This is a genomic window from Chitinophaga sp. 180180018-3 (genome assembly GCF_037893185.1).
GTDB lineage: Bacteria > Bacteroidota > Bacteroidia > Chitinophagales > Chitinophagaceae > Chitinophaga.
Window position 1 is genome coordinate 123717 of the sequence record NZ_CP140772.1, and the last position, 26046, is coordinate 149762.

The window sequence follows — 26046 nt, forward strand, 5'->3', positions numbered from 1 at the left end:
TATTTTGTATTTATGCAAACGATTGCATTCTTTGCGTAAAAAATAGGCGTATAACGCCATTTATATGAAAGACATACTCTAATATCCGCTAAAAAAACAAGAAAAGGTGAATTGATTTTATCAGAGAAAGATAGTTTTTTATCAATTGAGAATGTGGAATTAAGAAATAAAGCGGAGATAGTAGTGGATTGGTGTTCGCGTTTACTATCTCCGCTTTATTTCCTGGTATTTTGTGCTTAATTTTCCGCGATTTTTTCTTTTTCGCTCAATCCCAGCACGGCTGTGGTCCAGTTGCGAAGTTCATCGCAGAGGGCCGGATTGTTGAGCAGTGACTGACCATAAGAAGGGATCATTTTTTTCAATTTGATCTGCCAGGCCTCGGTTTCCACATCTTCTTTGAAGCAGCGTTTCAGCAGATTGAGCATAATGGAAACTGCGGTAGACGCTCCGGGCGAAGCGCCCAACAGGGCAGCAATAGAGCCATCAGCAGCACTTACCACTTCAGTGCCGAACTCGAGTATACCTCCGTGCTCGGGATCTTTCTTAATCACCTGTACCCGTTGGCCTGCTATTTCCAGTTCCCAGTCTTCCATCCGGGCTTCAGGGAAATATTCTCTCAATGCTTCCAGGCGATCTTCCGGTTTTTGACGTACCTGGGCAATCAGGTATTTCGTCAGGGGAATATTATCAAGACCGGCAGAAACCATTGGCCGGATGTTGTTCACTTTAATAGACAGCGGCAGATCCATGAAGGAACCGTTTTTCAGGAACTTGGTAGAAAAACCGGCATATGGCCCAAAAAGCAACGCACGTTGTCCGTCGATCATGCGGGTATCCAGGTGGGGCACCGACATGGGAGGAGCGCCCACAGAGGCTTTTCCGTATACTTTGGCCTGATGTTGTGCAATGATTTCGGGATTGGTGCAACGCAGCCATTGGCCGCTTACCGGGAAACCACCGAAACCTTTTCCTTCAGGAATGTCTGATTTTTCGAGTAATGGCAGGGAACCACCGCCTGCGCCTATAAATACAAAGCTGGCGTTAATGTTTTCCTTTTCGCGGGTGTCGCGGTTCTTTACCTTCAACAACCAGGTACCGTCGTCCTGTTTCTTGAGATCACGTACATCATAATTGAAGTGCATGGATACGCCATCCAGTTTCTGAAGATGGTTGAACAGCGCGCGGGTCAGTGCACCGAAATTCACGTCGGTACCCAGTTCCATGCGGGTTGCAGCTACTTTCTGGGAAGCTTCGCGGCCTTTCATCACCAATGGTATCCAGTTTTCCAGTTGTGCATGGTCTTCGGAATACTCCATGGATTTGAAAAGATGGCACTGTTGCAATGCCTTGTAGCGCTTTTTCAGATAATCCACATTGTCTTCTCCCCAAACAAAACTCATATGAGGAATGCTTTGAATGAAGCGCTCAGGATCCGAAATGATGTTATTGTCTACCAGATAGGCCCAGAATTGGCGGGATACTTCAAATTGCTCTGCAATGTTCACCGCTTTCTTGATATCTACTGACCCATCAGGTTTTTGTGGTGTATAATTCAATTCGCAAAATGCGGAGTGGCCGGTACCTGCATTGTTCCATGCGTCGGAACTCTCAGCAGCAGCCACATCCAGTCGTTCATATATTGCTATGGTTAACTCAGGCTCCAGCTCTTTCAAAAGCATTCCAAGAGTGGCGCTCATAATCCCGGCGCCGATTAAAACCACATCCGGACCTGTTCCAGCCGTACTTTTGCTTCTAAACATAACCCCATTTTTATTCGAGGTGCAAAGTTACAATCAAAACATTTATGCAGGTAGGAGAAAATGGTCCTTTGGGACACAATTAACAATATTATTACAATTCTTTCTGAACGGATTGAAAGTTTTGAATTCATGGATTCTTATATATAATTTTATCTTTTAGTTAAGCATCTGGCACTGAAATAATTGACAGCCTTGAAAATGTACTTTTACTCCTATGATGAACAGAAGAACTTTCCTGAGAGGAGTGTCTGCAGCAGTGGCAATTTCCGCCGCCGGAAAAATAGCCACCGCCGTTACTCCCCGGCACTTTAGCCGCAAAACCGTATTCCGTTTTGCTGTTGGATCCGACCTGCACTACGGAGAACCTAAAACCCAGTATGATCAGTTTTTCCAGGATCTGCAGTCGGCCTTTCACCAGTTTGAGCGGCAGCATCCCTGCGAGTTCTTTGTATTCAACGGCGATATCTTTCATAACGACCCGGCACTGCTGCCCACAGCTGCGGCTAAGCTGAAAACGCTGCACCCGAAACTGCTGGTGACCCACGGTAACCACGATATGGTAAACGCCGCTACCTGGGAACAGGCCTGGGGCATGCCGCTGAACCACGATGTAGTGATCGGAGATCATGTTATCCTCCTTGGCAATACGGCCGACGACAAAGGAAAATATATCTGCCCGGATGTGGAATGGTTCGCCGCCAAACTGGAACAATACAGGAATGCCAAAAATATTTTCATTTTCCTTCATATAACACCCGTTAAATGGACCGATAACGGACTGGATTGCGCATCATTCCAGGAACTGATCAGGAAGTATCCTAATATCAGAGCAGTATTTAACGGTCATGACCATGACCAGGACGGGGTGAAAATGATGGAAAATTCCAAAATACCCTTCCTTTTCGATGGCCACGCCGGTGGCAGCTGGGGCGTGGGCTACCACGGATTCAGAGTGGTGGAGCTCAAAGACGATGGCAGTTTACTTTCTTATATCATGAATCCATTGAGTAAACAGGATGAAAGAACCTTTGAGAGAATTACGAATTCGTAATTCTCTATTCTGCTTTCAAACTCTTCACAGGGTTGGTCAGTGCAGCTTTGACTGACTGGAAACTGATAGTGAGCAGGGCGAGCAGGACAGTGGAGGCCCCGGCGATGATATAAATTCCTACGCCTACCTGTGCACTATACGCAAAACCTTTGAGCCACTGCACGGTTGCCCACCACGCCAGCGGTATTGAAATGGCAATAGCCGCTATTACCAGTTTAATGAAGTCTTTTGTAAGCATGATGACAATAGTGCCTACGGTAGCCCCCAGTACTTTCCTTATGCCGATCTCTTTATTTCTTCGTTGAGCCGTAAAGGTGGCCAGGCCGAATAGCCCCAGGCAGGATATCAGGATTGCCAGGCCGGCAAAATACCGTGATAATGCGGAGATCTGATTTTCTGCTGTATATGATTCCCGGTAATTGTCATCAAGGAATTGATAGTCGAAAGAGAATCCCGGATTCAGCTGCTGATACAGCAACCGCAATTGAGCAACGACTCGTCGCTCCATACCCACTTCAGTTTTGATCATAAACCGATAAGTGCGATCGGGGGCCAGTACGAAGAACAGGGGCTTTACCTTTTCATAGAGCGATTGAAAGTTGAAGTCCCTGACAACCCCCACTATCTCCATATTGGCTCCTTGTACCTGTACTCTTTTCCCAATGGGATCTTTCAAACCCATAAAGCGGATCGCCGCTTCATTGAAGATCACCTTTGAACTATCTGCACCATAGCTGCGCGAGAAGGATCTGCCATCTTTCAGCTTCACATCGAGGGTTTCCAGCATATCAAAATCTACCGGTACCTGCTCAAATTCTGTTCTGTCACCAGGTGCCTTACCTTCCCAGTAAACGCCACTGGTACCGCTGCTATGCCCGGTAAGACTGTGCGCAATATCAGATGCACTTTTCACTCCGGGTATATTTCGTACCTGTGTGAGGAAAGCTTCCTGCTGTTGCTGATCCTCCAGCGCCCCTTCTTTATAAAATGTAATAATCTGATCCCTGGTATAGCCCAGGTTTTTTTGTTGTATGAAGTTGATCTGTTTCTGTATGACCAGCACTGCAACAATCAGTACAATAGATACCGTAAATTGAAAAATTACTAATCCTTTCCGAGCCAGCAGCTCGCCCAAAGATCCGGTGAGCCTGCCTTTTAATGCAGTTATCGGTTTGAAGCCAGATAGGTACAAGGCGGGATAACTACCCGCTAGTAATCCGGTTAACAGGGTGATGAGGAGAACCGGTACAATAATACCGCTGGCGATTTGTAAGCTAAGTTGCTTACTGGTGATTGCATTAAAAGCAGGCAGGAACAACGCTACTAATATCACGGCAAACAGGAGAGAGATGAAAGCCATCATGACCGACTCACTCAGGTACTGCAGAATAAGCATGCCGCGGCCGGCGCCTATTGCTTTTTTGATACCCACTTCTTTCGCCCGGCTGCCAGCTTTTGCGGTCGACAGGTTCATGAAATTAATACAGGCTACCGCCAGAATAAAAAGTGCAATGAGTGAAAACAGATGTACATAATCTATCCTTCCGCCTACCTGAACGCCATTGCTATAGCGGCCATACAGGTACCGGTCAGAATAATGTGTTATAAATGGGGTACGATAAGCGATCTCATCTTTTGTTTTGAGCTTGATATAGTTGGCTATCCTGGCATTGAACCTGTTGATGTTGGTACCTGGTTTCAGCAGCAGGTAAGTACGGCAAAACGTGGCTCCCCAGTTATCGGTGTTGTTCCGGGCTTCTGAATAATCCATTATAGGAGCTACGAAATCGAACCGGTTGGATGAATTGGTCCCCGGTGCTTCAAACACACCAGCAACTGTGTATGGCTGCTTATGCATCATCATCACTGTTTTGCCCATCGCATTACTGGTACTGCCGAATAATTTTATGGCCAGCTCATCTGTCAGTACAATGGTTTTGCTGCCGGTCAGCACCTGGTCGGCATTTCCGAGGATCAGGCGGTAGGAGAAGATTTTGAAAAAATCCCTGCTGGCATACCGGCCCTCGGCCCTTATATTTTTTTCGTTATTAAAAGAGAGGGTAACATCACCTTCTGCTGTTGTGTTAACGGCATATTCCACTTCCGGCATATCCTTCGCCAGTGCATCGGCCATCGGAATAGGAGAAGATGGGGATGTCCAGATGCCGCTGGCCTGCACACGGTTCTCCATCACCTGGTAAAGCTGCGCATCATTTTTATGGAACTTATCAATGTGCAATTCATCATTTACCCATAAGTAAATCAGTAATGCGCAGGCCAGCCCTGTAGATAAACCAATCAGGTTGAGGAAAGTGAAGCGGCGGTCTTTCATCAGATTACGCCAGGCAGTGTAGCAATAACTCCGAAACATAGTAAAGGTATTGTTGCCAGGGCGACAAAGGCGATGCCACCACATTCCATCTCTGTCAGCCAGTATAATAAATATTATTTATTTACTTATGTGTCCGCTTTTAATACAGCTGTTGTTCACTTGCGAAGCAGTGGTAATTTGATGAAGTTTAGTCTTTGTAGAAATCGATCAGCGACCCGAAATATTGATTGTTCCATCCTGCTACCATATCTTCATAAGCTTCATCAGGTATATTGGTATGCCTTAGTTCTACATCGGTGCCTTTAGGGGAGGCGTGTAAAATAATAGTAACGATGGAAGGGGTTTCATCTTCGTCATCTCCAAAATACCATTGCTGTACAATTTTCTTCCCCGTTTCAAATTCCAGGTTCCTGCCAACGATACTATCTTCCCAAAGAGAGAATTCAGAACCGGGTACGGTCGACATTTCAGCTACATCTCCCGTCCACAGCTGTATAGTGGCCGGGTTGGTAAGCGCTGCATAAACTTCTTCAGGAGCAGCGTTCAGGATAAAGTGTTTTTTATAATCTTTCATGCGGCCAAAGCTACTGAATTGGCGAATTATTAGTTACTTTCCTGTAAAATTTGAGCGTATGCAATTCACCAAACTGATCCCGACTATTTTCTACGCTGATATGGAGGTAGCTTTGCAGTTATTTGTGGATACACTCGGTTTTACAATCGCCTACCGGGATGATAAAGGAGAGCAGCCATTTTGTATCATCAAGCACGACACACTCACGATACACCTCGTCGAGAGCCCGGAATGGGCTGTAAAAGACCGGCCGGAAATAAGGCTGGAAACAGATGATATAGCAGCGGTACATGCGATGGTGAAGGGAAGTCATCCTGAATTACTGCATCCTAATTTACCCGAGGTCAGGCTGCAACCCTGGGGCTGGCACGAGTTTGCACTGCTGGATAGAGAAAATGTATCAGTAGTAGTACAGCAACAGGCCTGACCGCGCTTATTTCCGGGCATAACCTATCCATAAGCATATGCATCATATTCATATGCTACCACTAAATAATTTCCTAAATCGTTTTTTTAAGGTATTTTTATTCATTGCTCTATTCATCTCAACCTGGATAGTAAATATGAGAAAAACCTGTTTGTTTACTGTATACCTGTTTTGTTCATTGTTGCTATGCCTGAATACCCATGCTCAGTCTGCCTGGATACGTGTTAATCAGCTGGGATATCTGCCCGAAGGAATAAAAGTAGCGGTATGGGGAGGAAAAGACATTCAACAACCGGCCTCTTTCGAATTAGTGGACGCCACCACCGGAAAAACTGTTTTCATTACCGGCACAGGTAAGCATTTCGGTGCATATGGTCCGTTCAGTCAGAGCTGCCGGCTGGACTTCAGCGTGTTTAAATCTACCGGAAAATATTACCTGAAAGCAGGCAATACCGTTTCTCCGGAATTTCGTATAGGCGATAACGTTTATGCAGGTACGCCGGATTTCCTGTTACGTTATCTGCGTCAGCAAAGAAGCGGTTTTAATCCATTCCTGAAAGATTCATGTCATACCCGTGACGGCTATACGATGTATGGACCAATGCCCGACAGTACGCATATTGATGTGGTTGGTGGCTGGCATGATGCCAGCGATTATCTGCAATATGTGACCACCTCTGCCAATGCCACTTTTCATTTACTGGCTGCCTGCCGCGATTTTCCGGAAGTATTTGCAGATAAGTATGCCGCTAACGGGTTACCTGGCGCCAATCATATCAGGGATGTGCTGGATGAAGCACGATGGGGGCTCGACTGGCTGTTGAAAATGCATCCGGGTGAAAACCTGATGTTTAACCAGATTGCAGACGACAGAGATCATCACGGAATGCGCCTGCCGGGAGAGGATAACTTCTATGGAAAAGGGTTTGAACGGCCTGTATATTTCTGTACCGGAAAGCCACAGGGACTGGGGAAATACAAGAATAAAACTACCGGTGTAGCATCTACTGCTGGTAAATTTTCCAGCGCCTTTGCATTGGGGGCCGGTTTATTTGCACTAACGGATAGCGACTACTCGAAGAAGCTGGCAGAAAGGGCATTGTCTGCCTGGAAAATGGGAGTGGCTCAGCCAGGTGTTTGCCAGACGGCGTCGGTATTGTCGCCCTACATTTATGCGGAAGATAATTGGACAGATGACATGGAACTGGCGGCCGCCGCGATGTACCATATGACCAGCGATGTTACTTACCGCAACGCTGCGTTCCGCTATGCAGAACAGGAAAAAGTTACACCCTGGTTGGGTGCTGATACGGCTAATCATTACCAGTGGTATCCGTTTATTAATCTTGGCCACTACGCGTTAGCGAAGCAAACTACCGGCGCTGAAAAAGCAGCACTGACCGGTTATTACCGGGAAGGAATTGAAAGAGTATGGTCAAAAGCGCAACACAATGCTTTTTACAGGGGAATACCATTTATATGGTGTAGTAATAACCTGACAGCGGCATTTGCCATTCAATGCTATTGGTACCGGCAATTAACAGGTAAAGATACCTACGCCGTCTTAGAGCAATCCAATATCGACTGGCTTTTTGGTTGCAATCCCTGGGGAACCAGTATGGTATGCGGTCTGCCAGGAAACGGAGATGCGCCGTCGGACCCGCATTCAGCGTTCTCCGTGATCGGCCATTATCCGGTGGATGGAGGGCTGGTAGATGGACCTGTGTATACGAATATCTATAAGAACCTCATTGGGATACATTTGTCGGCCCCGGACGAATATGAAACATTTCAAAGTAACCTGGCGGTGTATCATGATGATGCCGGCGATTACAGCACCAATGAACCAACGATGGATGGAACAGCATCACTGGTATACCTGCTGGCAGCCAAAGCGCACGAGGGAACCGGCGGACGAACTTATGATCATGGTGGAATTGCGAGGGGAGATAGTACCCACCGGCGGCTTACGCTGGTTTTTACGGGAGATGAATTTGCAGACGGCGGCGCTGTAATACGGAATGTGCTGCATGTACAGCGGGTGCCGGCGGCTTTCTTTTTTACGGGGAAGTTTTACAGGAATCCTGCCCATCGGCGGTTGGTTAAACAGCTGAAAGCAGACGGTCATTACCTGGGTTCGCACGGCGATCAGCACCTGCTGTATTGCGACTGGAATAACCGCGACAGCCTGCTGGTAACCCGTGAGCAGTTCCTGGCTGATCTGGATGCGGGGTACGCCAGCGGACATCTTACAAAAAAAAGTGCACCGTGGTTTTTACCGGCTTATGAGTGGTATAACGACAGTATCGCCAGCTGGGCTGCAGCTGCGGGAACGCGGCTGGTGAATTTTACGCCTGGTACCCGCTCCAATGCGGATTACACATTTCCGGAAATGGGAAAACGGTATAAGTCGGCCGCAGAGATCTACGAGTCAGTGTTGCAGTATGAAGCCACGCATCCGGGCGGATTGAACGGGTTTCTGCTGCTGATGCACATCGGCACAGATCCCCGCAGAACAGATAAATTATATTCTAAACTTTCTTCTCTGATAACTGTTCTTAAAGCAAGGGGTTATCAGTTTAGCACAATTGAGCAGACGCTGAAGTAAGGGGTGTCATCAAATAAGCGATTCGGATAAAGTTTACAACAAATAACCAAAATTAGCCTGTCAACCAAAATCAATCGTCACTTGTCATGCCATCTAACTAATCAGAAGTCTGCATAGTACCAGAATTTAAACGCAATTAAAACATTTCTATGAAGCTGTTTTTGTTTATGAGAATAGCCAGAGGCAGGGCCTTTGCGCTATTACTATTCCTGAATTTTGCAGCGGTTGCTGCATATTCGCAGGTGAAAATTTCCGGCCGCGTTACAGATGAACAACAGGCGCCTGTTCCGGGGATAACGGTGGTTATTAAGAATACCAGGTCGGGAGCAATGACGGATCCCGATGGGCGTTACACGATCAACGCGCAGCTACAGCCTGGGAATTACACGCTTTCCTTTTCCGGTATTGGTTTTGCGCCAAAGGAAGCTGTGCTGGTGATCGCAGCTGGTACTTCGGTGTATGTACAAAATGAACAATTATCGTCCGCTGTATCCAGGCTGGATGAAATTGTCGTAACCGGTACATCAGAAGGAACAACCCGCCGCCAGTTAGGAAACTACATCAGCACCGTGAAAGCTGATGAATTGAATAAGGGAGGAACGGGCAACGTGCTGGCGGCATTGCAGGGAAAAACAGCCGGTGCACAGATTACGCAGAATTCCGGAGATCCTTCAGGTGCCATCTCTGTAAAGCTGCGAGGTATCAGTACTATATCCGGATCTACAGAGCCGCTGTATATTATTGATGGTGTGATCATAGATAACTCAACCACTCGTGTTACCAACGCAGATCCAAACTACGCCGGTGATAATTTTGTAGGAAGTGTGGGCCAGAACCGGTTGGCGGATATAAACCCGGCGGATATCGAAAGGGTGGAAGTGCTTAATGGCGCTGCTGCCGCCGCCATATACGGATCACGGGCTAATGCGGGCGTGGTACAAATTTTCACTAAACGCGGCAGCTCCGGTGCTCCGGTGGTGAGTTTTTCTACCAGTCTTTCTATTAACCAGCTCCGGAAAAAACTGGATGTGAATCAATCTCCAACAAAGTTCGGTGGTTCACCTGACGACTCTACACAGAATATACTCACGCCTGCAGTAGTGAGCACCACGCCGGTAAACAGGCATAACTACCAGGACTATATTTTCCGTACTGGCGTGGGTACAGATAACAACGTGTCGGTGGCCGGAGGTCAGAACAAAACGAAGTATTATGCATCTGCCAGTTATTTTTATAACCAGGGTATTATCAGGAATACAGACTTCAGCCGTTACAGCTTCCGCCTCAATCTCGACCAGGAGATTAACGACTGGATCAGTATGAATGCCAGCATGAACTATGTATATAGCAGTTCTGATGAAAAGCCGGATGGGAACACATTTTATTCACCTATGAATGCAGTTACCATCATTGGTAATTATTACGATATACAACGGCGCAACGCGCTGGGCCAGCTGATGAAAGTTGGTGAACGCGGAAGAGTGAATCCTGTTTCAGTGATAGAAGATTTTAAGCAACAGGAACATGTAGGCAGGATCATTGCGGGAGCGGGAATCAAGCTGCGTCCGATCAAAAATCTGACAGTAGATTACAGGCTGGGTATCGATAACTACAATCAGGAAGGAACCACGTTTATGCCGGCATTTGCATATAATGTGAGCCCCGCCTTTTATGGCGGCGGCCCCTCGCTTGATCCGTCGCAGAATGGTTACGCCAGTGCGGGAAACAATAATTCCTTCATGCTTAACCACGATCTCAACGCTACCTATAACTGGGATATCAACAGCAAACTGACTTCTGTAACACAGGTTGGTTATTCCGTACAATACCAGCGGATGCATTTTACGCTGGAGCAGGGAAGAGGTATGCCGCCGTTTGTACAAACAGCAGACAAGGCTACTACCATCATTCCTGGCGCCGATCAGCGTACTGAATTATCTGTTTCCGGAGAGTACATCCAGCAAAATTTTAAATATCGCAATCAACTGTTTGTGACAGGTGCGTTACGTATGGATGGATCTTCGGTATTTGGGGTAGATCAGCGTAATCAGCTATATGCAAAGTTGAGCGGCTCTTATGTATTATCAGGAACGGATTTTTGGGAAAAATCAGCGGTTAATAAATGGTGGAACCTGCTGAAGATTAGGGCCGCCTATGGCGAATCCGGCAACCTGACTGGTATACCGGCGTATGGCCGGTATAATACTTATAATGCCACCGCCTTTATCGGTGCCGCAGCGTTTCAGTCGCCCGGTACCTATACCAATCCTAATGTGAAACCAGAAAAACAAAAAGAACTGGAAGTGGGAACCGATCTGGCATTCTTAAATAATCGTATATCCGTTTCCGTTAACTACTATCATAAGCGTGTGGAAGATTTGCTGATCAGCAGAGCGATTGCACCAACCAATGGTTATTCTTTTTATCTCAACAATATAGGCACGCTGCAGAATACCGGTGTGGAAGTAATGCTGAGTGCTACTCCGGTTAAAACAAAGGATTTTTCCTGGAACCTGACAGCAATCTATAACCGTAACCGCAATAAAGCCGTGGATATTGGCCAGTCGCTCATCCTGTACAATACGGTGGGAGGAGCGCCGGTAGGCATTGCTAATGGCGAGCCGATAGGTTTTTTCTACGGAACCTTCTTTGCGCGGGATGCCAGCGGCAATATGCTGAAAACACCGGCAGGTATACCTGTTACAGAAGCAGGTACTCAGAATACCCCACTAACGTATACGGTTGCACGTGATCCGGCAACAGGGTTACCCCCTGCAAAAGCAACGGCGCTAAATAGAAAGATCGGAGATCCGAATCCGATGTATACAGGAACATTGACAAACGATTTTCAGTATAAGCAACTGGGGCTGCATGTGCAGCTGGATGCGGTACAGGGAGTGGATGTATTTAATGCCGACTTCAGAACCCGTCAGGGAGTTGATAACGGTAAGGTGGCAGAAATGGAAGACAGAGGGCAGCTGCCGCGAGGCTACATCTCAGGGGTTTATAATATCCAGGAGTGGAGAGTCGACAATGGTTCATTTGTTAAGCTAAGAGAAGTATCATTAAGCTATGATTTCGGTAAGCTAAAGCCGTTCAGCGATCTGGCTGTCAGCCTGGGAGGGCGCAACCTGGTTTCCTGGGATCATTACAAAGGCTATGATCCGGAGATCAACGCAGCAGGACAAAGCACAGTATTGCGTGGAATTGATTTCGGAGCAGTGCCTATTCCCAGAAGTTATAACCTGACAGTTCGTGCAAGATTCTAATACTTTAAAAGATCAACTATGAAACGATATATTTCATTTGGCTTATTATTGATAGTTTTATTTTCCTGTAAGAAGGATTACAGGGATCCATCGGGTCCATCATCCCAGGAAGCGTACAGCACACCGGCGGCATTGGCTAATACAGCCGTAGGGCTGCAGGCCTGGTATTCGAAAGACAGAACAGGGTTACTTTATACAACAGTAGCATCCGGAAGTTTGCTTACGGGAGAAACCTTTGTGACAAACCCCGGAAATACCGACGAGGCGCAGATTGGCGCAGGGGGCAGTAAAATTCTGACTACGAACGCTGTAGTGACCGGCATGTGGGCAGTGTCGAACAAGATACGTTATGAGGCGGATAGTATTCTGCGCCACACTAACGTAATCGTTTCTGATAAAGCGTTTGCGAGTGGACTTATCGCTTATGCCTCTATATTCAAAGCGCTGGCAATAGGTGTACAGGCTAATTTCTGGGAGCAGATACCAGCTAACACCGGTAAGCCGGACACCATTACAACGGATGTAACATTCATTCCCGGTAAACAGGGATATGCGCTGGCAGTGGCAGCATTGGACAATGCCATCAATACAGTAACAACAACGCCGATAGGTGGTGGTTTTAGTGCCTACTCTACCGATACGATAAAAATGGTGAGTACACTTTATGCATTGAAAGCCAGGTACGCGCTATGCGCCGGTGATTATGCAGGCGCGCTGGCAGCAGCAGGCAAGGTGCCATTGCAGGACAGATCTCCGTTTGCATTCAATGCGCAGATCACAAACCCGATCTTTACACTGGTAACAGCAACGAACAATATCTACAACGTAGTAGATTCTTCCATGGGGCTGCCAGTTGGATTACAACCCAATCTGGCTGACAAGCGGGTACCGTTTTACATACTAACACAGCAAACCAAAAAGCCACGGTTCATTATCAACGGCTTTTTCCGGTCCAACGTAATTTCGGTGCCCATTTATCTTCCGGGGGAAATGACATTGATCAAAGCAGAGTGTTATACACGTATGCATGATATAGCCAACGGGCTGGCAGAGCTGAATAAAGTAGTGACAAAGAGAATTGCGGATGATGCTTTTGGCGTGGGAGCGGAGCTGCCGCCGGTAACAGCAACCACAGAAGCAGCATTGCTGACACTTATTTATCAGCAGAGAAGGATAGAATTATTTATGAATGGTCAGGAGCTGGAAGATAGCCGCCGGTTTGGACGGCCGGTAGCGGAACGGAAGAGGAATTATTTCCCGTATCCGTTTGTGGAGAGGAATGATAATCCGAATACACCACCGGATCCGGATTTTTGAGGAAAAGGAAAAGCCGCGGAACCCCGCGGCTTTTTTGTGGAATCAGGTGGGCCGGGCTTTTCCGCCGCTTGCATTTTCGTATATTTGCAGGATTGAACATTGTTGATTATGACCCACAATATGCATTTATATAACCTGGCGGATGTTCCGGCGATAGTAAAAGAGAAACATCAGGAGTTGTTGCCCGCTGAAGCCGATCGTGAGACCAACTATTTTTTTACCATGTTGATGGATTGGGAGGAGGAATTTCCTTTGTTCTTCCATCCATTGTTTATCCATGGCATCACAGCGTTGCCAAAGGAGAACGGTGGCACCGAAGGCGGCTTGTATGCGCTGTCGGAAAAAGGAATTGCGGCTCTCCGTGAGTTTTATGATTTTATTGAAGCACATCAGGCCGTGTTGTTAGATGACGTGGGTGCTTTTCTTCAGGCTAAAAAGAAACTGTTTCAATATTTTGACGAGAAAATTAAGCAGAACTATTTTCGTTTGTTTTCTACAGACATATACACCATTGGAGAGGATGATGAAAGCTATATACAGTTTGTAGAAGTGTTGAAAGGTGGTATAGAGAAAAATAATACACTAATCCGCGAAGCCATTGCAGCCGATGATCCTTTGTTGCTGGATAAATGTTTGTTCTCATCAGCAGCAGGCAGCATACAATCGTTCCGGCAATATCTGAATATGGCATTGTACGACTATGGCTGGGCGCTGATCAGATCTTCTGCACATCCTTCACAGAACATGCTGTTTGAGGAGAATGAACTATTGGGGATAAAAGATTCGCTGGGGGATATCTTACTGCCAGCCGAATATGATGCGATATATGAGTACCCTTTTTATGGAGAGCTCGCAGTAGTTTCTAAAGATGGAAAATACGGTTATATCAACCGTCGTGCTAAACTGGTAATCCCCTGCAGCTATGATGAGGCGTTCGAGTTTTTCGGAGGCTATGCACGCGTTGTAATCAATGGAAAGTTTGGTGCGATTGATGAGGATGGCGAAATTGTTATACCAGCTATTTATGAAGATGCCAGTGTACTTGATGGGGGCGTATTTGCTGTTAAAAAGGAAAACGAATGGGGAATTGTTGTTGCTTCCGGCGCAGTGATGCTGCCATTTCAACCCGCGGAAAGTATCACTCCGATAGAGGGTGGCAGTCATGTCTATTTCCGGGTAGAAACACCAGCCGGAGATAGTCTGTTTTTTACACACCGGTTCAAACCCTTATCTGTACAGCCGGATGATAAGATAGCTGTTGCCGGAGGATATTATGTCATTACCCGTGGAGATAAAACAGCGTTGCTGGATGTAACAGGCGAAGAACTGTTGCCCTTTGCAACGCAGCAATTCTTCTGGATGGCGGAGTTGTCCGTATTCATGATAGCGATCAATAAAGGCAAGGGCCTTTATTTGCCGGGAAGTGGCTGGCTGGTGGAGCCTTTATATAGTAATATATCCTCCCTGCATATACCAGAAGAAGAAGAGCACAGGGAGCATTATGCTGTTATCAACAATCGGGAGAAAGCAGGACTTTTCGCTATTGGTGAAAAATCTCATTGGGTGTTTCCGGTAGCATATTTTAATTTCAGCTACCTGAAAAAAGGTTTTTGGGGTTATAGTACTTCGTCTGCAAACTGGGGAGTGGCCGGGGCAGATGGAACGATCGTTACCGAGCCTATATATAATTCTCTGAACGGGAAAATGGGATGGATTCCCGATGCGGTTGCCATTGGAATCAAAGAGAATGAAATTTTAAAGGTTCGGGAAGATGGAAGTGCACGGCCTATGTCGGCGCAGGAAGTATTGGATGAGATGGAGCATTTCAATTCAGCAGGTGCCATTAATCCCGGGATAGATGTATGGCTCAAAGCCAGGCGGGCAGCAAAGAAAGCGATAGGGCTATATCATGAGGGAATGGAAGCATTCAGTGAGGGCAGGTACGAAGAGGCGGTGCGGAAATTGGAGCAGTCGGCGGCGGGGCATTGTTTTGAAGCGATGACGGATTTGGGGCGGTTGTATGAAACGGTGGATGGGTATGGGGATGGGGAGAAGGCGATGGGGTTATATAGGAAGGCAGCGCAGCTGGGGGAGAAGAGGGCGGTGAAGAGAATGAAGGAGGATGGATAGCACAAGGTTAGTGTCTCCAAATACCTATATCAGTTTTTTTATCCTCTTATTTCTGATTGAGAAGTTGATTTTTTAAACTGAGCATTTGAGGTTTCATTTGATCCATATCTTGTTGTAGCTGGTTAAGACTTTTATTTCCCCGAGATCCATATCTTGTTCTTTTACTTCTTTCTGAGATGGAATGTCAGGAAGATGTTGATGGGTTTTAATATAATTTTCAACATGCTGAAGTGTCGGTAAAATATAATCAGCATGAAAAACAAAATAGGACTAGCTACTTTTTTCACTTTAACTTTGCGTACGCCAACAGTACCTTCCACTGTAAGTTTATAACTGCCAGGAAGTGTAGTCCCAATACCTATGTTCCCATCCGCATTGGTAGATAGCGTGTCCGTATTTGTAGTAACATCAAAAAATCTTAAATCCTGTGAAAGATTTAGGTAAATTAAGCAGAGGCACTATATTACGAGAACCACCAGGGGATGGGTGTGGCAGCATCATACTGAGCGGGAATAATGTAATTAGTCCCCCAACCTCAACATCCTGATATTCCTAGAGGGACATTTTGGAGGATTATGAATCCCAATGGAAATGGAGGTATGTCACTCTTGGGAAAGAAATAAGGGTTTAAAAACTAAATAACATGAATATTGTTAGCTTTATTGACCAATTGAAAAGTGTTGCACTTACAGAGCAATTTATTGCCCAAGAGTTACCGGGCGTTGATCTTGGACTTATTGAGATTTATATGCGAGAAAGGGTGGCTTTAGATTCCGAAATAATGCTTTTTGATGCGGAATCAATTTCAAATGAACTTATAATGGAAATTGATGGGATTAAATATGAGAATTTTTTCCCCTTATTTGAAGCACGAGAAATGGTGGAGGCATATGTAACAGAGTATAATAATAAACTCAATAATTTAGATATTGCCAAAAGGATGCTTGATTATTGGTATCAGGATGCCTGAGTAAGTATAAATAAATTGCTGGAATAAAACGACAATAATAAAATAGAAAAAGCCTTTAACCATCAGCTGCCAGCTAACAGTTAAAGGCGTTATTAACAGTTAAATCAAAGTCTTTCAATAATACCGGCAATTCCCTGCCCACCGCCTACGCAGGCTGTAACAATACCGTATTTTTTATTCAATCTTTTCAAATCGCCAAGCATCTGCACCGTCAGTTTAGCGCCGGTACAACCCAGCGGGTGGCCCAGTGCAATCGCCCCACCGTTGATATTGACGATATTGGGATCTATTCCCAGTTCGCGTATTACTGCGATCGACTGCGAAGCAAATGCTTCATTCAATTCCACCAGATCAATATCCTGTAGCTTTTTTCCGGTACGCTGCAGCACTTTAGGAACCGCTGCCACAGGGCCTATTCCCATGATACGCGGGTGAACGCCGGCGGAAACGCAGCCAACGAGGCGACCAATAGGTTGCAGTCCCAGTTCATTTACCATACGCTCACTCATTACCACCACAAAGGCTGCACCATCGGATGTTTGGGAGGAGTTGCCTGCTGTAACAGAACCGCCGGCAGCAAACACAGGTTTAAGTTTGGCCAGAGCGTCTAAAGAAGTATCTGCGCGAGGCCCTTCATCGGTATCAACTGTAAACGATCGTTTTTGTTTCTTCCCTTTCTCATCTACATATACTTCCTCCACAGAAATGGGGAGTATTCCTTCCTTAAAATAGCCGTTTTTAATGGCATTCAGGGCTTTCTGGTGCGAATTATATGAGAACTCATCCTGGTCCTGGCGGCTTACTTTGAATTCATTAGCCACTGCTTCAGCGGTGAGTCCCATACCGATATAATAATCGGGATTTGTACTTGCAACGGTATAGTTAGGTACTGTTTTCCAACCTGCAACCGGCACCAGGCTCATACTTTCCGTCCCACCGGCAATGATACAGTCGGCCATACCGGATTGTATCTTAGCCGTAGCGATGGCGATAGTTTCCAGTCCGGATGCACAATACCGGTTTACCGTCATTCCCGGCACATCAATTCCCAAAGCTCTTACCGAGATCATGCGACCGATCTGCAGGCCCTGCTCTGCTTCCGGCACGGCGTTTCCGACGATCAGATCATCAACCCTTTTAGGATCCAGCTGTGGCAGAGATTTGAGTAATCCGGTAATAACATCCACTGCCAGGTCATCGGATCTGTAAAAGCGAAATCCCCCTCTTTTGGACTTTCCTACCGCGGTGCGGTATCCGGCAACTATATACGCTTCTTGCATGAAAAAAAAATTTTATAATGAGCTATCGGTTAGATTATCAACATAATGGGTATTTATCCACATTTTGCGGTTGTTTCCAAATTTAATTAAATAAAGTACACAAATATTCAGAAGATCCATTAAATTTGCGTCCCGCTTCAGAAGAAGATAACGGAAAAAAGACTCCCTAGCTCAGTTGGTTAGAGCTACTGACTCTTAATCAGTAGGTCCTGGGTTCGAGCCCCAGGGGGGTCACCAAAAAAATAAAAAAAGTGGCTATAGGCCACTTTTTTTATTTAACCATTATCATATATCTCCAGCTTACTCAGATATCTATACACATCAAGACGCACCTTTCCCGGATCATCAAATACAATTCTGTGCATCTCTGCCGGTTGCCTCATATCAATTCCAAATACCTCCAGCATTCGCTCAAAAAAGAAATCACCGCCATTTCGCCGCCCCAGTTCATAGCTGGCATAGCAGGCACGCTGTACGCCAAGTCGACCGCTCATTTCCTGCTGCGAAAGCCGAAGGGCTTTCCTGATCTTTTTCAGAAATCGTTTATTATATGCGTTCATATTTAGTCTTGTTAAAAGTTCTCAAAATTGTGTCACTATCATATTTAATAACTATATTTGTGTATAATATGTAAGTGATTGGTACTAAATAGATTCAAATTGACATGAACGACACATCTATGATAAACGGAATTGCATAATGAGCAATAAATATCCGTTACCGGCGGACCGGTAAAATCATAAAAAATGTATCTGCTTTTTGGTACTATAGATGATCAGGGGCCTGGAGAATGGTAAAAAAGGAGAATTGAAGAAAATTCAAACCGGAGAACCACGGGGTAACCCGTTGAGGAACTCCTTGAAAACAGTAGATCACGCATGGTGAGATATGTTTTGTTGTAAGACAAAAACCAAAGGGGCTGCTACGCTTTGCGAGGGCAGGCAGCCCACTTTTGGTTGTACACCTTTTGCATACAGGCATCAAAGTTAGGTTATTTTATATTAGTTGTCAATTTTTTATTTTTCGTAAATTATTGATTATTATGTAATTAAAACTATCATTTTGATAAATTACCCCCTGTTTTGTCAGCGATTAATATCATAATTGCATGACGATTCTCATGATCAGTGCCCTCATTCTCACGACAGGAAATATCTTCTTTATAAGATAATATCCCCCTTCTGCTAATTAGATTAAACTTTTTGTTAATTTGGAGTTGTAAATCGGTATTCCCCGGTCATTACCATATCGCTTTATGGATCGCAGACAATTCCTAACCTTATCGCCAGATCGCTCCCACACGCGGGCTCAGGCCCCTTTTGCCCGCGCCGCTACTGGCATGGCCCCGTACGCCGGCGCCTGGAGCACCCTACAAATTATTCATCTCCTTAAACGCACCATGTTCGGCGTTTCACCCGCCGATCTCAATGCCTTTAAAGGATTGGGCATGCAACAGGCAGTCGATAAACTCCTGTCCACCCAGCCCGATCCCCAGCCTCTCATCAATAACTATGGGGTGGATAGCACCGGCGTTGCTCCCGGCGCCGTCTGGGTCAGAGCCGCCCTCGGTGATGATATGCTGGAGAGAAAAAGGATGGCTTCCTATAAAGCCTGGTGGACAGGCCAAATGATTAACCAACAGCAAAGCATACACGAAAAAATGGTGCTCTTCTGGCATAATCATTTCGTGACCGAAACAACGACGGTGAACGATAGCCGTTTCATCTACCAGTATAACCTTACCCTGCGCCAAAATGCACTCGGTAATTTCAAGGCGCTTACCAAGGCAATCACCCTGGATCCCGCTATGTTGGTATATCTCAACGGATATCTGAACTCCAAAGGAGCTGCCGATGAAAACTATGCCCGGGAATTACATGAGCTTTTTACCGTTGGTAAAGGCCCTGATTCTCATTATACGGAAGATGATGTAAGGGCCACTGCACGCGTGCTCACCGGTTTTAGAGTAGATCGTGTAAACATCTCCAGCTACTTCGATACCACTAAGCACGACATCACCAATAAAGATTTTTCCAGCTTTTATGGCAACAAAACCATATCCGGTAAAACCGGCCCGGATGGCGCTACTGAGGTCGATGATCTGCTGAATATCATCTTCGCGCAACCGGAAGTGGCGAAATTTATCTGCCGGAAATTATACCGCTTCTTTGTTTACTATGATATCGATCAGGCTACCGAAACCAATGTGATAGGTCCGCTGGCCGATATCTTCCGCAGCAGCGGATATGATATCAAAGTGGCGCTCAACGCCCTCTTCACCAGCGAACACTTCTTCGATCCCGCTAACATGGCCTGCCTGATTAAAAGCCCCGCTGATTTCTGCATTGGCCTCTGCCGGGAATATAATGTACAGTTCCCTGCAGATTATCCCACCAGATACGCGGCCTGGGGAGCTATCCACGACCGTGCCGCTTCCATGCTGCAGGACTTTGGAGATCCGCCGCTGGTGGCCGGTTGGGAGGCCTATTACCAGGCTCCGTCCTTTCATGAATTGTGGATAAATACAGATACGCTGCCTAAACGCAACCGGCTCTCTGATGCATTCATCAGCACCGCCGGATTCAGTAATCTGCATATCGATTCGCTCGCCTTTGCCAGTCAGCTGCCCCACCCCGAGGACCCTGCTGCATTGGTCAGCGATTCCTTGGATATATTATATCGTGTAGGCGTTTCCGATAATGTAAAAGCTTTTCTGAAAAATACTATCCTGCTCAGCGGGCAAAACCCCGACAGTAACTACTATTGGACGCAGGCCTGGAACGCCTGGAAGGCGTCGCCCGGTGATGCCACGCTGAAAGAAAATGTGGAAACACGCCTGCAGGCACTGTATAAATACATTATGGATCTGTCGGAATACCAACTCGCCTGAAATACCTTTTTATGAAAAGAAGAGACTTCATCAAGTATACTGCACCGGCTGCCCTGTTGCCAACGCTTATCAATGGCTTCGCCGTTAAAGCCTTTGGTGCATCCCCTATGCTGAATGCACTCGCGGCTGCGGCCGACAATGATCACGTGTTGGTCATGATTCAGCTGACGGGCGGAAACGACGGGCTCAATATGATCATTCCGCTGGATATATACAGCAAATACCAGGCTGCACGTAGTAACATCGCCATACAGGAAGGCAAGGTACTGCGTCTGGATAGCTACCTGAAATCGGGACTGCATCCGGCGATGAAAGGAATCCAGCAATTATATTCCGATGGAAAAGTGTGTATCGTTCAAAGCGTTGGCTATCCGTCGCCTAACTATTCGCATTTCCGTGCCACTGATATCTGGCTCACCGGCTCTGATTCCAACCAGGTACTAACTACCGGTTGGGCAGGCCGCTACCTGGATACCCAATACCAGGGCTTTCCCGATGGTTACCCGAACTCGGATAACCCCGACCCGCTTGCTATCCAGATAGGTTCTATCGTTTCGCCTGCTTTTCAGGGCCCTAATGCCAGTATGGGAATTGCCATTACCAGTGCTACCAATTTTTATAATTTGATAGATGGGGTAACAGATCCCGTTCCTAATACGAAATGGGGGAAGGAACTCCAGTATATTCGCCTCATCGCCAAACAAACCAACAGCTACGAACAGGCCATCAAGAATGCTGCTACCAAAGTAACGGCCCAGGGCCCGTATCCGGCAAACAACGGATTGGCAGAGCAATTGAAAATTGTTGCACGCCTGGTGGCTGGTGGCCTGAAAACCAGGCTCTACATGGTAAGCACAGGTGGTTTCGATACACATGCCAACCAAACCGAAGGAGGTGATACCAGCAAAGGCGGCCACGCTGCGCTGCTGGGAGGTATCTCCGACGCTATCAAGGCCTTCATGGATGACCTGAAAGGCCTGCATGTTTCCCGCCGCATCGTTGGCATGACCTTCTCCGAATTCGGGCGCCGTATCAAATCTAACTTTAGCATGGGTACCGACCACGGCGCTGCTGCTCCCATGATCATCTTCGGCGATTATGTGAACCAGGGTGTACTGGGTAATTCGCCTGCATTGCCCGATAACAGCACGGTCATCGACAATATCCCCATGCAGTACGATTTCAGGTCTATATACGCGTCTATACTGGAACAATGGTTCTGCGTGGATCAGACAACGCTGCAGAACATTCTGCAGAAAGATTATCAACGCCTGCCTATCATCAGCGGTGTTGCCTGCGGTACCATCACCGGTCTGCCTGACCTGAATACTGATGGGAAGAAACTGATCACTAACGCTCCTAATCCTTTTACCGGGTATACCACCATCACTTACATCACCGGCAGCGGTAACACCATGATCCAGATATTTGATACTACTGGCCGATTGATTAGTGTGCCCGTGAATAAAACACATACGCCGGGCACCTATTCGTTTACATTTGATGCCCATTTGTTGGCACCAGGGATCTATTACGCCAGGTTCCAGAACGGACCGGTACAACAGGTGAGACCCATGCTTAAAGTGGATTAAGCTTATAATTCGATTAATAATGCTGCAACGCTGTTGCAAATAATTGAATTTTGCTACCTTTGCAGTTGTGTATAAAAACTGTCTGCATAAAATATTAGCAGTTATGCTGTTGGGGGTATTTACTATTAATACCATCCCAAGGGAATTTATACACACTTTCGCCGGGCACCACGATACGGAGGATGCCATCCATTACCACGATGGACTCACCATTTCAACAGAACACCGCCACTGCGATTTTCTGCAGATCGGTGTGGAACCTTACGAGGTATTTGTTACTTCATATATAGCCCCGGCTCTTAAAGTGAGCTGGGTATTTTATCCCCTTCCCCTGACAGCACTTGCCGGGGAAATTTATTACAACCTTAGCCCCAGGGCACCTCCACATGTTATTGTATAAGCTTCATTTTTCTTTAACGTGAATAAAAAGAATACGTTCATTATTATTGCTGGCAAAAGCCAGTATTTCATTGATTTTATATTAACATGAATATGTATCATCTGCGTGTATTTATACTCGGACTGTGGAGCGCCATGCTATTTGCGCTACCAGCTGCCTATGCGGGCAATAATCCCAACGATGGAGATTTTTCCAACTCTTTATCCGGTAAGGTGGTAGATAAGTTATCCCACACGCCGCTGCCCGGCGCTACCGTTTACCTGCCCGACCTCCATGTAGGTGCCGCGGCAGATGCACAGGGGAACTATGCTATCAAAAACCTTCCAAAAGGAAAATATGCGGTAGAAGTACACTATGTAGGCTATGCGGCTTATACCGCGTCTGTTGCCATCACTGGGGCTACTACCCAGGATTTCGAACTCTCCGAAACACTGATCGAAAAAAATGAAATAGTGATCACCGGCGTCAACCTGGCTACCTCTGTGAAGAAAACACCTACTCCCATCAGCATTATCCGCCGCGACTATCTGGATCAGAGCATTTCTACCAATATCATTGATGCAATCGCGAAAGTGCCTGGGGTAACACAATTATCGACCGGTCCCGCTATTTCCAAGCCATTTATCCGTGGACTTGGCTACAACCGCGTAGTAGTGGTGGGCGACGGTATTCGTCAGGAAGGCCAGCAATGGGGCGATGAACATGGTATTGAGGTGGATGACTATAATGTAGGGCGTATCGAAATACTGAAAGGCCCTGCCTCCCTGATCTATGGATCCGATGCCTTGGCCGGTGTGGTAAATATCGTACCCCCTGCAACGTTACCGGAAGGAAGAATAAAAGGTAACGTGGAGGCTAACTACCAGACCAACAACGGACTGATGGCGTATCATGCCGATATCGCCGGTAATAACAACGGCTTTAGCTGGGGAGCGTATGTTACCCAGAAACAGGCACACGATTACAAAAACAAATATGACAACTATGTTTTCAATTCCCGCTTTAACAACACCAACTTTGGTGCTGATATCGGTGTGAATAAACAATGGGGATATTCTCATCTGAGCTTTAGCTCCTTTAATCAGCATCTTGGACTGGTAGAGGGAAATCGCGACAGCACCGGCGGTTTTGTGAAACAGGTCATCTTAGATGGTAATGCCGATAAGGCACCCGTTACCTCACACGATGACAAGTCGTATAGTATGATGGTGCCTAAGCAACAGATCAACCACCAGAAAATAGTATGGGACAACAGCCTGTACCTGCACAATGGAGGGCGTTTCGGTCTTACGCTCGGTTATCAGCTTAACCAGCGCCGGGAATTCGGAAATGTGCTGGAGCCCAATACACCCGGATTATACCTCTATCTCCAAACCTTTAACTACGGCCTGAAATACTACCTGCCTGAAATGAATGGCTGGCAAACAACCGTTGGTGTGAATGGTATGTGGCAGCAAAATCAGAATAAAGGAAGTGACTTCCTGATACCGGCGTACGACCTGTTCGATCTCGGCGCTTTTGCCGTAACCAGCAAAACATTCAATAAACTCACGCTCAGCGGCGGTTTACGTTTCGATAACCGTTCCCTCAATTCCAAAGCGCTGTTCCTGGATGCCAACGGCAAACCTGCTTCCGGTGGCGATGCAAAATTCGATCCTTTCAAACGCAACTTCAGCAATGTGTCTGGTAGTGCGGGGCTCAGCTATGAGGCAAGCGACCGTGTAGTGCTGAAACTAAATGTTGCCCGCGGTTTCCGCGCACCGAATATCGCCGAGCTTTCCGCAAATGGTGTACATGAAGGTACCATCAAATATGAATATGGTAACCAGGATCTGAAGCCGGAAGTAAGTTCACAGATAGATGCTGGAATCGATTTCAATACCCAACACGTGTCACTAACAGCGAATGTGTTTTATAATCACATTAATAACTTTATTTTCTCCCGTAAGTTGTTCAATGATGCCGGAGCAGATTCGATTCCTGTAAACGATAATGCGGACGGCTTTGCTGCATTCAAATATCAGCAAACAAATGCGAATCTCTATGGAGGTGAGTTAATGCTGGATATCCACCCGCATCCGATCGATTGGCTGCATTTCGAAAATACCTTCTCTTATGTGCGCGGAACGGCTGCCAATGGAACCGACTCTACAAAGTATCTGCCCAATATTCCGGCTTCCCGCTGGCTGTCTGAATTAAAAGGGAAATTTAAAAAGATAGGAAAAAGCCCCCTGAAGAATGCTTATGTAGGCGTACAGATGGACCTGAACTTTGCACAAAATGATGTGTTCTCAGCCTATCGCACAGAAACAGTCACTGATGGTTACACCTTGCTGAATGCTGGTTTGGGTACTGATTTCGTTAACAGAAAGAATAAAACGTTGTTCTCTCTGCACTTCGCAGTGAATAACCTGACAGACGTGGCTTATCAAAACCACCTCAGCAGGCTGAAATATGCGCCGGAGAATCTGGTAACCGGCAGAGTCGGAGTATATAATGTCGGCCGGAATTTCAGCGTGAAGCTGGCTATTCCAATCGATTTCAAATAAGTGAGAATGAAGATCAGATTGTGTTACATTAAAAAGCTCCTGCATCTGCAGGGGCTTTTTTTGTAGCTTTTTCAGACCGGTTGTGTGTCGCTTTGTTGTTCTTTATTTTGAAGATAATAGGGCCTGATGAGTCCTTTCGTTGGACGTTTAGCACCACAGCAGTATCTGTACCCGCTATATGCAATTGAGGAGTAGGGATAACATTGTTGCCCGTATCAACAGCCCGCATATAATTGATCAGCCGTTTCCCCTGGCGCATAATGTGAATGGTTTGCATGCCTGATCCGGTATTCGCAATGGTGGTAACTATATCTGCCGCTTCAAATACTGCACTGTCGCCCGCAGTATTACCGCTTATCAGCCTAAAGGGTTGGTTGTTTATCTTATCTGATGAGGTAGGCGTTGTAACATGATCCCCCGCTTTTTTATCGGCAGAAGATTGACAACCAGCCATCAGAAATGGGATAAGTATTAAAAATCTATACACGGATACTAAAATATTTGAAGGATAAAGCTATCAATTTTTACTGAACTGATCATGATTACATCCTATGATATAACGCTTCTTTATATATTATTTTCAAATTTAAAATTATGTGTTTTTATAATTTATATAACTTTGCGCCAGCGTCGTTAAATCCAGTACCGGTGGGCTTGATAAGTACATTTGTTTTTTCAGTATAAATGCGACGTTTATTTACCATTGATGTAAATATTTATTTGAAATAAAGGGGGATTTTGTAGTTTAGTGGCTCGTTATACGAAAATTATTGAGCGTCCTGCCAATGTGAATGAACAGTTTCCCTCATTTTCGAAAATTGGTTTTTGTGCTAAGTTTTTTCTGACCACCATTGGTTCAGATTTTGGTTGAAAAAGAAAGGGGCTGTTTTTACAGCC

17 protein-coding genes and 1 tRNA gene are annotated in these 26046 nt (G+C 46.1%); 12 read left to right on the forward strand and 6 right to left on the reverse strand.

Features of this window, described 5'->3' with window-relative positions:
• Positions 1-236: 236 nt before the first annotated feature.
• Positions 237-1760 carry a malate:quinone oxidoreductase gene (locus UNH61_RS00560; protein WP_326990154.1) on the reverse strand — a complete coding sequence of 508 codons (1524 nt, stop codon included), beginning with the start codon at positions 1758-1760 and terminating at the stop codon, positions 237-239.
• 214 nt (positions 1761-1974) lie between these two features.
• Here UNH61_RS00560 and UNH61_RS00565 point away from each other — a divergent pair, with 214 nt between their 5' ends.
• The gene (locus UNH61_RS00565) at positions 1975-2811 is read left to right on the forward strand and encodes a metallophosphoesterase (protein WP_326990155.1); all 837 of its coding nucleotides are present in this window, start codon (positions 1975-1977) and stop codon (positions 2809-2811) included.
• Positions 2812-2815: 4 nt separating this feature from the next.
• On the opposite strand, the gene UNH61_RS00570 is transcribed toward UNH61_RS00565, so the two are convergent.
• On the reverse strand, positions 2816-5182 hold the full coding sequence (locus UNH61_RS00570; RefSeq protein WP_326990156.1) for an ABC transporter permease: 2367 nt from the start codon (positions 5180-5182) through the stop codon (positions 2816-2818).
• Positions 5183-5330: 148 nt separating this feature from the next.
• On the reverse strand, positions 5331-5717 hold the full coding sequence (locus tag UNH61_RS00575; protein WP_326990157.1) for an SRPBCC domain-containing protein: 387 nt from the start codon (positions 5715-5717) through the stop codon (positions 5331-5333).
• A 58-nt stretch (positions 5718-5775) separates the two neighbouring features.
• Between UNH61_RS00575 and UNH61_RS00580 the strand changes: the two genes are divergently transcribed.
• From UNH61_RS00580 to UNH61_RS00605, 6 genes are all read left to right on the forward strand, one after another.
• A complete protein-coding gene (locus tag UNH61_RS00580) occupies positions 5776-6144 on the forward strand; it encodes a hypothetical protein (protein WP_326990158.1) in 369 nt (122 codons plus the stop codon).
• A gap of 136 nt (positions 6145-6280) precedes the next feature.
• Positions 6281-8752 carry a glycoside hydrolase family 9 protein gene (locus UNH61_RS00585; protein ID WP_326990159.1) on the forward strand — a complete coding sequence of 824 codons (2472 nt, stop codon included), beginning with the start codon at positions 6281-6283 and terminating at the stop codon, positions 8750-8752.
• 149 nt (positions 8753-8901) lie between these two features.
• A complete protein-coding gene (locus UNH61_RS00590) occupies positions 8902-12021 on the forward strand; it encodes a SusC/RagA family TonB-linked outer membrane protein (RefSeq protein WP_326990160.1) in 3120 nt (1039 codons plus the stop codon).
• Between the two features lie 18 nt (positions 12022-12039).
• The gene (locus UNH61_RS00595; RefSeq protein ID WP_326990161.1) at positions 12040-13338 is read left to right on the forward strand and encodes a RagB/SusD family nutrient uptake outer membrane protein; all 1299 of its coding nucleotides are present in this window, start codon (positions 12040-12042) and stop codon (positions 13336-13338) included.
• A 120-nt stretch (positions 13339-13458) separates the two neighbouring features.
• Positions 13459-15468 (forward strand): WG repeat-containing protein, encoded by a 2010-nt coding sequence (locus tag UNH61_RS00600; protein WP_339071604.1) that lies wholly within the window; start codon positions 13459-13461, stop codon positions 15466-15468.
• Positions 15469-16111: 643 nt separating this feature from the next.
• A complete protein-coding gene (locus UNH61_RS00605) occupies positions 16112-16438 on the forward strand; it encodes a hypothetical protein (protein WP_326990163.1) in 327 nt (108 codons plus the stop codon).
• Between the two features lie 104 nt (positions 16439-16542).
• Here the strand turns inward: UNH61_RS00605 and UNH61_RS00610 are convergent, their stop codons facing one another.
• On the reverse strand, positions 16543-17718 hold the full coding sequence (locus UNH61_RS00610) for an acetyl-CoA C-acyltransferase (RefSeq protein WP_326990164.1): 1176 nt from the start codon (positions 17716-17718) through the stop codon (positions 16543-16545).
• 160 nt (positions 17719-17878) lie between these two features.
• Between UNH61_RS00610 and UNH61_RS00615 the strand changes: the two genes are divergently transcribed.
• Positions 17879-17955: transfer RNA gene (locus UNH61_RS00615), tRNA-Lys, on the forward strand.
• A 38-nt stretch (positions 17956-17993) separates the two neighbouring features.
• Here the strand turns inward: UNH61_RS00615 and UNH61_RS00620 are convergent.
• A complete protein-coding gene (locus UNH61_RS00620) occupies positions 17994-18278 on the reverse strand; it encodes a helix-turn-helix transcriptional regulator (protein ID WP_326990165.1) in 285 nt (94 codons plus the stop codon).
• Positions 18279-18973: 695 nt separating this feature from the next.
• Between UNH61_RS00620 and UNH61_RS00625 the strand changes: the two genes are divergently transcribed.
• The 4 genes from UNH61_RS00625 (at position 18974) to UNH61_RS00640 (ending at position 25149) form a co-directional block, all read left to right on the forward strand.
• The gene (locus tag UNH61_RS00625) at positions 18974-20608 is read left to right on the forward strand and encodes a DUF1800 domain-containing protein (protein ID WP_326990166.1); all 1635 of its coding nucleotides are present in this window, start codon (positions 18974-18976) and stop codon (positions 20606-20608) included.
• 11 nt (positions 20609-20619) lie between these two features.
• Positions 20620-22200, forward strand: coding sequence for a DUF1501 domain-containing protein (locus UNH61_RS00630; protein WP_326990167.1), 1581 nt, complete (start codon positions 20620-20622; stop codon positions 22198-22200).
• A gap of 103 nt (positions 22201-22303) precedes the next feature.
• Positions 22304-22600 (forward strand): hypothetical protein, encoded by a 297-nt coding sequence (locus UNH61_RS00635; protein WP_326990168.1) that lies wholly within the window; start codon positions 22304-22306, stop codon positions 22598-22600.
• Positions 22601-22686: 86 nt separating this feature from the next.
• The gene (locus tag UNH61_RS00640; RefSeq protein ID WP_326990169.1) at positions 22687-25149 is read left to right on the forward strand and encodes a TonB-dependent receptor; all 2463 of its coding nucleotides are present in this window, start codon (positions 22687-22689) and stop codon (positions 25147-25149) included.
• Positions 25150-25177: 28 nt separating this feature from the next.
• Here UNH61_RS00640 and UNH61_RS00645 read toward each other — a convergent pair whose 3' ends face one another.
• The gene (locus UNH61_RS00645; RefSeq protein WP_326990170.1) at positions 25178-25603 is read right to left on the reverse strand and encodes a hypothetical protein; all 426 of its coding nucleotides are present in this window, start codon (positions 25601-25603) and stop codon (positions 25178-25180) included.
• Positions 25604-26046 lie beyond the last annotated feature (443 nt).

Excerpts from the sequence above, each read along its gene's own strand:
- UNH61_RS00610 (WP_326990164.1), bottom strand. The coding sequence starts at position 17,718 with ATGCAAGAAGCGTATATAGTTGCCGGATACCGCACCGCGGTAGGAAAG.
- UNH61_RS00590 (WP_326990160.1), top strand. The coding sequence starts at position 8,902 with ATGAAGCTGTTTTTGTTTATGAGAATAGCCAGAGGCAGGGCCTTTGCG.
- UNH61_RS00600 (WP_339071604.1), top strand. The coding sequence starts at position 13,459 with ATGCATTTATATAACCTGGCGGATGTTCCGGCGATAGTAAAAGAGAAA.
- UNH61_RS00560 (WP_326990154.1), bottom strand. The coding sequence starts at position 1,760 with ATGTTTAGAAGCAAAAGTACGGCTGGAACAGGTCCGGATGTGGTTTTA.
- UNH61_RS00575 (WP_326990157.1), bottom strand. The coding sequence starts at position 5,717 with ATGAAAGATTATAAAAAACACTTTATCCTGAACGCTGCTCCTGAAGAA.
- UNH61_RS00640 (WP_326990169.1), top strand. The coding sequence starts at position 22,687 with ATGAATATGTATCATCTGCGTGTATTTATACTCGGACTGTGGAGCGCC.
- UNH61_RS00630 (WP_326990167.1), top strand. The coding sequence starts at position 20,620 with ATGAAAAGAAGAGACTTCATCAAGTATACTGCACCGGCTGCCCTGTTG.
- UNH61_RS00565 (WP_326990155.1), top strand. The coding sequence starts at position 1,975 with ATGATGAACAGAAGAACTTTCCTGAGAGGAGTGTCTGCAGCAGTGGCA.
- UNH61_RS00580 (WP_326990158.1), top strand. The coding sequence starts at position 5,776 with ATGCAATTCACCAAACTGATCCCGACTATTTTCTACGCTGATATGGAG.
- UNH61_RS00620 (WP_326990165.1), bottom strand. The coding sequence starts at position 18,278 with ATGAACGCATATAATAAACGATTTCTGAAAAAGATCAGGAAAGCCCTT.
- UNH61_RS00625 (WP_326990166.1), top strand. The coding sequence starts at position 18,974 with ATGGATCGCAGACAATTCCTAACCTTATCGCCAGATCGCTCCCACACG.
- UNH61_RS00645 (WP_326990170.1), bottom strand. The coding sequence starts at position 25,603 with ATGGCTGGTTGTCAATCTTCTGCCGATAAAAAAGCGGGGGATCATGTT.
- UNH61_RS00595 (WP_326990161.1), top strand. The coding sequence starts at position 12,040 with ATGAAACGATATATTTCATTTGGCTTATTATTGATAGTTTTATTTTCC.
- UNH61_RS00605 (WP_326990163.1), top strand. The coding sequence starts at position 16,112 with ATGAATATTGTTAGCTTTATTGACCAATTGAAAAGTGTTGCACTTACA.
- UNH61_RS00635 (WP_326990168.1), top strand. The coding sequence starts at position 22,304 with ATGCTGTTGGGGGTATTTACTATTAATACCATCCCAAGGGAATTTATA.
- UNH61_RS00570 (WP_326990156.1), bottom strand. The coding sequence starts at position 5,182 with ATGTTTCGGAGTTATTGCTACACTGCCTGGCGTAATCTGATGAAAGAC.
- UNH61_RS00585 (WP_326990159.1), top strand. The coding sequence starts at position 6,281 with ATGAGAAAAACCTGTTTGTTTACTGTATACCTGTTTTGTTCATTGTTG.